Source organism: Neobacillus sp. NPDC097160, from assembly GCF_044762155.1.
GTDB lineage: Bacteria > Bacillota > Bacilli > Bacillales > Cytobacillaceae > Neobacillus.
Window position 1 is genome coordinate 1 of the sequence record NZ_JBIWDU010000042.1, and the last position, 9,257, is coordinate 9,257.

Here is a 9,257-nt window from a genome sequence, read left to right on the forward strand (position 1 = left end):
GTAGTACTAATGCAATGCTTATTATAGGCATCACCGTTTTTGGTCTCAATAATGAAGGAGAATGTGAAATATTGTACTTAAAGTAACGGGTGCTTATGTTAAAGATGGGATGGCTGCGGCTATTACCTTTCTTATAGTGCTGACGGGGCAGGGAGTTGATGAATGGTCTGATTTGATACAAGTGAAGTACAATTAACCCTATTATAAAAATTGGGTTTAACATAGTTCAAAAGGAAACTCGTTTAATCGTCATGCTTGTTGAAGATACTATTTATGGACAATTACATGTCTGATTAATGGTGTTTTTATGGATAGCCGGTTTGCCAATGTTTTATATTTTTTATGGTATTCACTTGGAAGTATATGCTGAAATACCACTATGTCAAGTTAAGGATACAATCATGCTTGACATGCCTTCTAAATGCGATTTTGTATTTCAAAACCGAACTACGTAAATTAACTTGTGGTGGTCTTTTTCCCGAGGCCCTTTCAAGGGGAAAGTCCATTCGTGTATATTTTGCAACTTTTCTAATCAACTTAAGAAATATACAAATTAGAAGAAGGTGTATTATGGCAAAAAATTGTTATCGGTCATTCACCATCATTTCTTTAAGCATGGTCTTTATACTAATATCTTCCTGCAGTCAGTCACAAAGAAAAGACGAAAATGACAGTACGAATAAAACTCCTCGCGAGGTATTAGGTTTCTACACAGAACGGGAAGGAACGTTTCCAGGGTCTCAATCTACAGTTAACTCGCAATTCACCAGTTTAAGCATCATTGCACCCTTTTGGTATAAGCTTGACGATAAACGTCCAGGCAGTCTTATAGATTCCGTAACAGCAGATCATAGGAGAAAGGTTATTCAGAGTGCTCATGAAAAAAACCTAAAGGTATATATGGTTGTACATAATCTCTTTTATGAAACCGTGGAGAAGGGTAAGCAGGTAGCGAGTAATATACTCGATAATGATAAAAACCGCAATGTTTTCATTCAGACTATTCGTAATGAAATGATTCAGTTTAAATATGACGGTATAAATATTGACATGGAAAATTTGTATTTGACTGACCGAGATTCCTTTAGTCTGCTGATAAAAAATTTGTCTGATGCACTGCATCGTGATGGAAAAGTGGTTACGGTTTCTGTCCCGGCAAACACAGGTGATTCCCGTGCTAATCCCTGGTCACCGTGGTTTGATTACGAAAAGCTTGGTCTATTTTCAGATAGGTTAATGATTATGACATACGATGAGCACAACCCAAGAACAGCTCCCGGGTCAACAGCATCAGTCGATTGGACAGAAGCAACGATTCGTTATGCTTTGAAACAGGGAGTACCACCATCAAAAATTTTACTCGGTATCGCTGGTTATGGATGGGACTGGGATACAACAGCAGACAAAGCTTTGTATAGCTCCTATGCACAGTTAATGGATCAGAAAACAAAATATAAAGCTAAAGTGACATGGGACTCCCGTTCGCAAACTCCTTATTTCAGTTATGCAGATGAAGAACATCATAACCATCAGGCCTGGTTTGAGAATAGCCATAGTCTGCGGTTTAAGCTAGAACTGGTAGAAAAATATAACTTACAGGGAATCGGGATTTGGCGACTTGGCTTAGAAGACCCAATGTACTGGACGACCATACCCGAGAAAATAAAAGTAAAAAAGTGATGGAATGGTCATCCCAAACTTGAATATGGGTTCTAAAACAAGGAATGCTTCAGATGGAATTGAAAAGTTTGAATTTGACCTAACGAGGGCAAGAATTGAAGATCAAGCTGCCAAAAATTCTTGGTGGCTTTTTCTTATTCAGCTAACGGGCAGTTTAGTGGAAGAAGAAAGAACGCCCTAGTGCACTAGGAGCTGATATATAATGATATACAAGAATTCACTCGATTGTATTTCTTCTGATATGTTAAAAGGTATTTTGTTGATTGGCCAAATCCACCAAAACCAGAAACTCACTTAAAACTGCTGAAAAAAGCAGTAAAGTGGTTATTGAGTTAGATGATAATACAAATCAAGTAATTGGATTTATTACCGCAATCAATTTTAAAAGCAGGCTTTTTAACAATCAGCCTGCTTTTAAAATTGTTAACTTTATTTTTTCTAAACAGTTAGGAATTAATGGTAAATAGAAAAAGGGATGAAATATTTGTTATGCTAGCCTTTATTCCTCACCAGAAAAATGGAATAAAAGCTAGTGTGAAAATTGCGCCTAATGCGATGCCGGTTGCAAAGCCAAAGCCAAAGCCCCAAGGATATCCATATCCTCCATATCCGAATCCGCGGCGAGGACCACCAAATGGTCGAAGGAATACTCTATTTGGGGATACTCTTTCAATAATTCCTCGATGAACACCTCCATCATGCGTGCGAATTTCAACTGCTCTCCCAATACCTCGATTACAAATATGATAATAGTGTGCTGACATATTAATACACCTCCTTAATTACAAAAGTAATGTTGACTATATTAAGGTATGTCCATAATTTGTTATTGGAGTAGTCAACAGCACAGGGCGATAGTGGAAAAGCAGTTTTTGCATGTAAGAAGTATCATTCATATGGTTTTAAACATAAGATGGAGCATCCTGTAAACTAGAGGAGTGGTGCTGTGAAAATTTCTTATCAAGATGCTTTAGCCTATTACGGAATAGATGGGGCACATCCAGGTGGAATGTCACTAACAAAAGCGATTTTAGAAAATGAGAAAATTAACAACGAAAAGATCATTCTTGATGCAGGTTGTGGTACTGGGGAAACATCATCGTATTTGGCTAAAACGTTTCGTTGTAAGGTTTATTCAATTGATAACCATGAAGAAATGGTAAAGAAAGCTTCGGAAAAATTTTTGAACGAGAGAATTTCTGCAAATGCAGTGAAGGGAAGTATTGAAAATATTCCATTTTCAGACAACTCCTTCGACTACATCATAGCAGAATCTTCAACCGTTTTTGGTAATATTTCTAAAGTGCTGAGTGAGTATTTCCGGGTACTGAAGCATGGTGGGGTATTGTTGAATATTGATATGACGGCAGAACAAAAGTTGTCAAGAAACGAAAAGGAAGAGTTGATGAAATTTTATCAAATACAAGATATTTTAACAGAGAAAGAATGGCTCATGTCCATTCAAAAGTCCGGATTCAAAAGATGCCAAATTGTAAAATCGGCTTCTATTTTTGAGGCATTAGAACAGTATGATTTTGATGATAATGAAATAATCGCAGGAAATATAAAATTCGAAAATGTAAATCCAGAGGTTGATAAAGTTATTGAAACCCATCAAAGGTTACTAGTTACTTATGGGGAGAAATTAGGGTATCGAGTATTTAGAGCGGTAAAGATTTAAATTAAAAACCTCATTTATATACACTACGGTGAACCGTATCATAAGTAAGTGAGGTTTTTTATGTTGTCTAAAAAAGCTGAAATATACAAGTTAATTGATTAAGCTGTGTATATTTCAGCTTAAATTAGTTAAGAAGTAATTATAATTTTTTTTATTGATTCTTTGTGACGACAATTGTTACCTTTGTCTAGGCATCGTTTGCCCATTCTTTTTTAATGCTTCTCCATTCATCTTTTACTGAAAAGTATAAGAATATAACTAATTAGTTGAGGTGAAATATGGATTCCAATCATTTACGTTATCTTGCGATAGGCGATTCCCTTACTGTGGGTATAGGTATTCTGTTCTTGGACCCTGGATTTGTTGAATATTACAGATGTCTAAGCCAGCAAATTTTAAAAAAGCGTATTTCTTATCAAAAATATGCAAGGTCAGGAGCAACGACAGAGGATGTTTTAACTATGCTCAATGCCCCGATTGTTACGGAAGCTGTAAATTGTGCAAATATCATCACGATAACAGCTGGAGGCGATGATTTAATAAACGCTGCTAAAGGATTTATAATAAATAAAAACGAAGAAAGTATATCTCATGCTATTAAACAATCAGGGAATAACATCTCAAAAATATTAGAAAAAATTCACCATCTAGACAAACAAGATAAATATATTTTACGCTTAATGAATTTATACAATCCATTTATCGATATTCCTATAGCAGATGAGGCGATTAGAGCGTTTAATTCAATGATTAACAGTTTTGGTCGGGAATTGAATGTTAAAGTAGCTGATATCTATAGTGTATTTAAGGGGAACGAAAAAGTTTTATTATCATCAGGAGGAGTTCATCCTAATAGTAGGGGATACTATCAAATGGCATTAGCTTTTAGTAGGCTCGGATATTCCCCGTTATAGGGCTAAAGGCTGTAAGTATAATCTAATCCTTTTTGTTTTATGAGCTATTACTTATTATTTTTCTAGCAAAAGGCTGAGCATCATATAAAGTTATTCAACAATCGGGCGCGATTCTTTAATAAGAATCGCTTTTCTTAATGAACTAACGGCGTTCTATAGCCACATTTTTAGAAATAGTTTAAGTAAATCGCTAATTTTGTCCTAACACGATGATGTTGGTCCAATCACCCCTTGTCTTAAGAAAATAAATATACATAGTAGGAGTGTTTTTCCTTCAAATAACCAAATAGGTGGTGAAAAATATGTGGGGATCATGTGGATATAGCGGCGGTTACGGCTACGGCGGTGGTTATGGCGGCGGTTCAACTTTTGTTTTAATCGTTGTATTGTTCATTCTGTTGATTATCGTACTGACTAGCTTGGTTTAATAAACCAAACGGTATGATTTTTGCTAGGTAAAATCATATTTAAGCAACTAAAGGAGGTGTTAATCATGGAATTTGAAGAAAGACGAAATCCTTTTGCGCTAGTCGTGGTATTGTTCATTCTTCTTATCATTGTAGGAGCTTCTTTCATGATGGGCGGCTACTAAATTGTACGGGACAAGGGACAGGTTGGTTTAATCTGTCCTTTTGTCATATAGACTTCTGAAATGACAGGAGAATGAATGAAATGCCATTTTTGGGATTCGGTCGACGAGACATGTTTTTTCGAGACGGCTTTAGAAGAAGAAGGTTTTTCCCCATTGAAATTGAAATCGAATTAGAGAGAAGAAGACGTTTTGAATTCGAAAGAAGACGACGAACATTCTTTTAAGCACAAGCTTTAAACAGTGTTTCCATGAGCCTACGTAAAAGAACAGTTGTCATCATAAGCAGCTGTTCTTATTGAACAAATTGAAAGTTATTAAACATAAGGCGTTTTTTACTTTAAGATTAGGCTGCTATAATTGGCGGCTTTTCTTTACTAAACAAACGGTGTTCGTTAGCTTAATAAAAAAGCGCCACTTGGAGTATCGCCCCGTTAGCCAAACATGAAGCAGAGCCTAACCACAAAAAATATAATAAAATTACGTTCTTTCATTGTAGTGAATTAATTTATTACATTCATTACTTATACAAATCTGATGCTTTTTTCTCTAATCTACAAATCCATTTATAATAACGTAACAAGAATAGTAAGAGTATGGGTCAAGAATGGTTGATATTGTACATTTCGTGCCTATTTTTTTTTTAATCAACACTTGTCCAGTCACTTTTATTCTAAATGCATATGTTATTATTACCACCGATGCTGCCAGTTCAGACATATTGTAACACCTCCAAGGGAACGTTTGCATGTATTGCAGACGTTCTTTTTCTTTTTAAGAAAAATTTTTAGGAAAATCGCTGATTTTTTCCTACTATATGATGATTGTCCAAGCAAACCTGGTCCTAAAAAAATATATATACATAGTAGGATTGATTTTCCTATGAATATTCCAATAAATAGGGGGTGAAAAATATGGGATATGGATACGGCGGAGGCTATGGCGGAGGCTATGGCGGCGGCAGCACTTTTGTGTTAATCGTAGTATTGTTCATTCTGTTAATTATCGTACTGACTAGCCTCGTTTAATAAACCACCCGATATGATTTGGGCGGAGTAAAATCCTATTTAAGCCAAAACTGGAGGTGTTATACATGGAAGAACGGAGAGAAGAACGTGGTATTGCTTTCATCGTGGTATTGTTTATTCTCCTTATCATTGTAGGAGCTTCTTTTATGATGGGCGGCTACTAAAGTGAACGGAACAAAGGGCAGGTTAAGTTAATCTGCCCTTTGTCAAATAGACTTCTGATAGGAGAGGAGGATGAATCGGATGCCATTTTTTGGATTTGACCGAAGAGATCGATTTTTTCGAGACGACTTTAGAAGAAGAAGGTTTTTCCCTTTTGAAAGAGAGTTTTTCCCGTTCGACTTTGATTTTGAAAGAAGAAGACGCTTTGAATTCGATAGAAGACGACGCAGATTCTTTTAAGCACTTGATTTAAACAGTGTTTCCATGAGCCTACGGAAAAGAACAGTTGTCATCATAAGCAACTGTTCTTTTTGAACAAATTGTAAGTTATTAAACATAAGGCGTTTTTTACTTTAAGATTAGGCTGCTATAATTGGCGGCTTTTTTAATAAACTAACGGCGTTCGTTAGCTTAATAAAAAAGCGCCACTTGGAGTATCGCCCCGTTAGCCAAACATGAAGCAGAGCCTAACCACAAAAAATATAAGAAAATTATGTTCTTTCATAGTAGTGAATTAATTTATTACATTCATTACTTATACATATCTGATGCTTTTTTCTCTAATCTACATATCCATTTATAATAACGTAACAAGAATAGTAAGAGTATGGGGTCAAGAATGGTTGATATTGTACATTTCGCGCCTATTTTAATTTTAATTTTAATCAACACTTGTCCAGTCACTTTTATTCTGAATGCATATGTTATTATTACCTCCGATGCTACAAGTTCAGACATATTGTAACACCTCCAAGGGAACGTTTGCATGTATTGCAGACGTTCTTTTTCTTTTCAAGAAAAATTTTTAGGAAAATCGCTGATTTTTTCCTACTATATGATGATTGTCCAAGCCACCCTTATCCCCCAAAAATATATATACATAGAAGAAGTATTCTCTCTTCGCATAAATCCAAAAGGTGGTGATAAATATGGGCTTTGGATACGGCGGAGATGGTGGTTATGGCTACGGCGGTGGTTATGGCGGTAGCAGCTTTGTATTAATCGTTGTATTGTTCATTCTGTTGATTATCGTACTAGCTAGTTTCTGTTAATGTTTAATAAACCAACCGGTATGAATTTGGGTGAGTCAGGTAAGAACAGCAGCTATCAAAGGCAACTGTTCTTATACAACTAAAGGTAGAAGGATGGTTGAGGAAGGGTTATTACGCAAGAGGACGAAATTGCGGCAGAACGATTTATTTACACAGAAAAAGGCTGGAATAGTTTGTATGAATCCATCAAATAGTAAAGGATGTTTATAAAATGCCCTCTTTTATAGGCTCAGTTTCAATTAATAATGTAGGAGGAGGAGCTATCGTAGAGTTTGGAGATACAGGTTTTATTTCTCCTAAAAGTTCAACAAAAAGTAACCAAGGGTCAGGATCTGCAAATACTGGTGCAATAGTCGTAAATATTAATGTAATAAGTTCTTCTGAACAAGAACAAGCTGATTTAATTGACCAACCTATGAGTGGAAACCTATAACTAAATATATTAATTAGATCCTTCCAGTGCTTCTTTATAATGTCCTTACCTTAATAATTCGCCAGTTATATCCACTAAAATCTTGTTCGGTTTTTCAGTTTTAAAATGAGTGTTATTGGAAAGAGGATAGATGTCTTTAAGAGTTTTTTGATGGCTACCCAGCGGAAGAAATACTGCAGAGTGATCCAATTGCTAAGTTTATAAATAAATGCTTCAATGACTTCGACCAGTGTTATTCAACATTTATATACTTAAGATAAGCTGCCACGTTTGGTGGCTTTTTATTATGTAACGAACGGCGTTCTTTACTTCAATAACAAGGTTGCTGCTTGGACTAACATTCCTTATCTTAGATCGCAAGGGTTAGCCATTCTTTGAATTTATTTAGTTTCACTATATTTGGTGGAATATAAAATAAAGGAATTGTTAAAAACAAAGCTGCCGACATACTGGTGGCTTTTGTTATGAAAAACATAATTGCCAGCAAGATTATGAAAAAATGAACTAAACGAAAGGGGCTTTCCTTAAATAACTGGCTGCCATAAAAGCAGTCTTTTGTTTTTAAGTTAACGGTCAGGTTTCTTGAATAAGATAGGATTATTATTATAAATGTGGACAAACATTGATACAAAAACATTGTCACTTAAATAAAATGTATAAAGATAGTTACAGAGGTGACGAAAGCATGAACAACTATTTGGAAGAATTGATTGGCACTTGGGGACAAGCAATAGGCTCAGTCACTGATGCAATTAGTAGTGCACCCTCATATAAGTTTAGTGAAACATTTAAAACCAGTTTATCACTTTTAGGAAATATCATGCAAGCCATAGGAAATACACTAATAGCCGATAGTATCAAAAATCCTAAGAGTTTAGATAAGATAGGAAACATCATTCAATCCATTGGTAACTCAACAGTTGTTCTTGGACTTTTAATAAAGTCCCGCAAAGAAATTCAAATAGAGTTGGGGATAATCGGAAATTCACTTCAAGCCTTTGGTAATCTTTTAACTTCTTTAAGTGAATCAGTTGGTGATTTTGAGAAAGCAAATATCGAAAAAATTGGTTCTATTCTTCAAGCAATAGGTAGCTCCCTTCAAGCCTTATCAGGAATACTTGAGCTTAAAGGTAAAGATGGAGAGTACATTAATTTTATAGGTAGTTGGACAGCAGCAAGTGGTGCTGTTCTCCAAGCTTTAGTTCTTAGTGAAAACGGAATACAACCTACCCGTTAGCATATCTTTTCTAGATACCAAATTGAAATAATTTATAATTTAAAAATCATACCATTAATACAGATTGATATTTCTTCTTTTTTATGATTTTTCTTTGAACCATCAAAGAGCCTAGATAACATTATCAGCGTCTTTTTCGAATTCTATATTATCCTTCGAGTCAAAAAAGAGATTAGGGGTTCCACTTGTTTATTTTATGTTTGTATTATCTGAGACAAATCCAGACTTTCCCATGAATTTTCCTCCCATTGTCCAGGAATTATTTTTATAAAAGGAAAAAAGGTGTCACTATAATGTTATATGAGGGATTAATTAGCAATGTGAATCAAATTAGAACCACAAAGTATCCATTTTATGTTCTTTCATAGTAGTGAATTAATTTATTACATTCATTACTTATACATATCTGATGCTTTTTTCTCTAATCTAGATATCCATTTATAATAACCTAACAAGAATAGTAAGAACATGTGGTCAAGAA

The 9,257-nt window shown here is 35.0% G+C and carries 12 protein-coding genes and 1 pseudogene; 12 read left to right on the plus strand and 1 reads right to left on the minus strand.

Translation table 11 applies throughout. From position 1 onward, the window contains the following. Positions 1-570: 570 nt before the first annotated feature. From ACIQXV_RS29500 to ACIQXV_RS29510, 3 genes and pseudogenes are all read left to right on the plus strand, one after another. Positions 571-1,680 carry a glycosyl hydrolase family 18 protein gene (locus ACIQXV_RS29500; RefSeq protein WP_402965869.1) on the plus strand — a complete coding sequence of 370 codons (1,110 nt, stop codon included), beginning with the start codon at positions 571-573 and terminating at the stop codon, positions 1,678-1,680. Between the two features lie 4 nt (positions 1,681-1,684). Beyond that, positions 1,685-1,861 carry a hypothetical protein gene (locus ACIQXV_RS29505; protein ID WP_402965872.1) on the plus strand — a complete coding sequence of 59 codons (177 nt, stop codon included), beginning with the start codon at positions 1,685-1,687 and terminating at the stop codon, positions 1,859-1,861. Between the two features lie 21 nt (positions 1,862-1,882). Then, positions 1,883-2,060: pseudogene (locus tag ACIQXV_RS29510) on the plus strand (GNAT family N-acetyltransferase); the annotation flags it as partial. Positions 2,061-2,186: 126 nt separating this feature from the next. Here ACIQXV_RS29510 and ACIQXV_RS29515 read toward each other — a convergent pair. After that, positions 2,187-2,444 carry a hypothetical protein gene (locus ACIQXV_RS29515; protein WP_402965875.1) on the minus strand — a complete coding sequence of 86 codons (258 nt, stop codon included), beginning with the start codon at positions 2,442-2,444 and terminating at the stop codon, positions 2,187-2,189. A gap of 182 nt (positions 2,445-2,626) precedes the next feature. Between ACIQXV_RS29515 and ACIQXV_RS29520 the strand changes: the two genes are divergently transcribed. The 9 genes from ACIQXV_RS29520 (at position 2,627) to ACIQXV_RS29560 (ending at position 8,776) form a co-directional block, all read left to right on the plus strand. Then, positions 2,627-3,361, plus strand: a complete 735-nt coding sequence (locus ACIQXV_RS29520; RefSeq protein WP_402965878.1) for a class I SAM-dependent methyltransferase — start codon at positions 2,627-2,629, stop codon at positions 3,359-3,361. A gap of 278 nt (positions 3,362-3,639) precedes the next feature. After that, positions 3,640-4,275 carry a GDSL-type esterase/lipase family protein gene (locus ACIQXV_RS29525; RefSeq protein ID WP_402965881.1) on the plus strand — a complete coding sequence of 212 codons (636 nt, stop codon included), beginning with the start codon at positions 3,640-3,642 and terminating at the stop codon, positions 4,273-4,275. 302 nt (positions 4,276-4,577) lie between these two features. Continuing rightward, a complete protein-coding gene (yjcZ, locus tag ACIQXV_RS29530) occupies positions 4,578-4,703 on the plus strand; it encodes a sporulation protein YjcZ (RefSeq protein WP_402965884.1) in 126 nt (41 codons plus the stop codon). Between the two features lie 65 nt (positions 4,704-4,768). Continuing rightward, positions 4,769-4,867: a YjcZ family sporulation protein gene (locus ACIQXV_RS29535; RefSeq protein ID WP_402965887.1), complete on the plus strand. Its 99-nt coding sequence runs from the start codon at positions 4,769-4,771 to the stop codon at positions 4,865-4,867. Between the two features lie 911 nt (positions 4,868-5,778). Beyond that, a complete protein-coding gene (gene yjcZ, locus ACIQXV_RS29540; RefSeq protein ID WP_402965890.1) occupies positions 5,779-5,892 on the plus strand; it encodes a sporulation protein YjcZ in 114 nt (37 codons plus the stop codon). A 65-nt stretch (positions 5,893-5,957) separates the two neighbouring features. After that, positions 5,958-6,056, plus strand: a complete 99-nt coding sequence (locus tag ACIQXV_RS29545; RefSeq protein ID WP_402965893.1) for a YjcZ family sporulation protein — start codon at positions 5,958-5,960, stop codon at positions 6,054-6,056. 927 nt (positions 6,057-6,983) lie between these two features. Next, positions 6,984-7,106: a YjcZ family sporulation protein gene (locus ACIQXV_RS29550; protein WP_402965896.1), complete on the plus strand. Its 123-nt coding sequence runs from the start codon at positions 6,984-6,986 to the stop codon at positions 7,104-7,106. 211 nt (positions 7,107-7,317) lie between these two features. Further along, on the plus strand, positions 7,318-7,539 hold the full coding sequence (locus tag ACIQXV_RS29555; RefSeq protein WP_402965899.1) for a spore germination protein: 222 nt from the start codon (positions 7,318-7,320) through the stop codon (positions 7,537-7,539). A gap of 685 nt (positions 7,540-8,224) precedes the next feature. After that, entirely contained in the window at positions 8,225-8,776 is a 552-nt protein-coding gene (locus ACIQXV_RS29560; RefSeq protein WP_402965902.1) for a DUF6944 family repetitive protein, read from the plus strand. Positions 8,777-9,257: the final 481 nt, after the last annotated feature.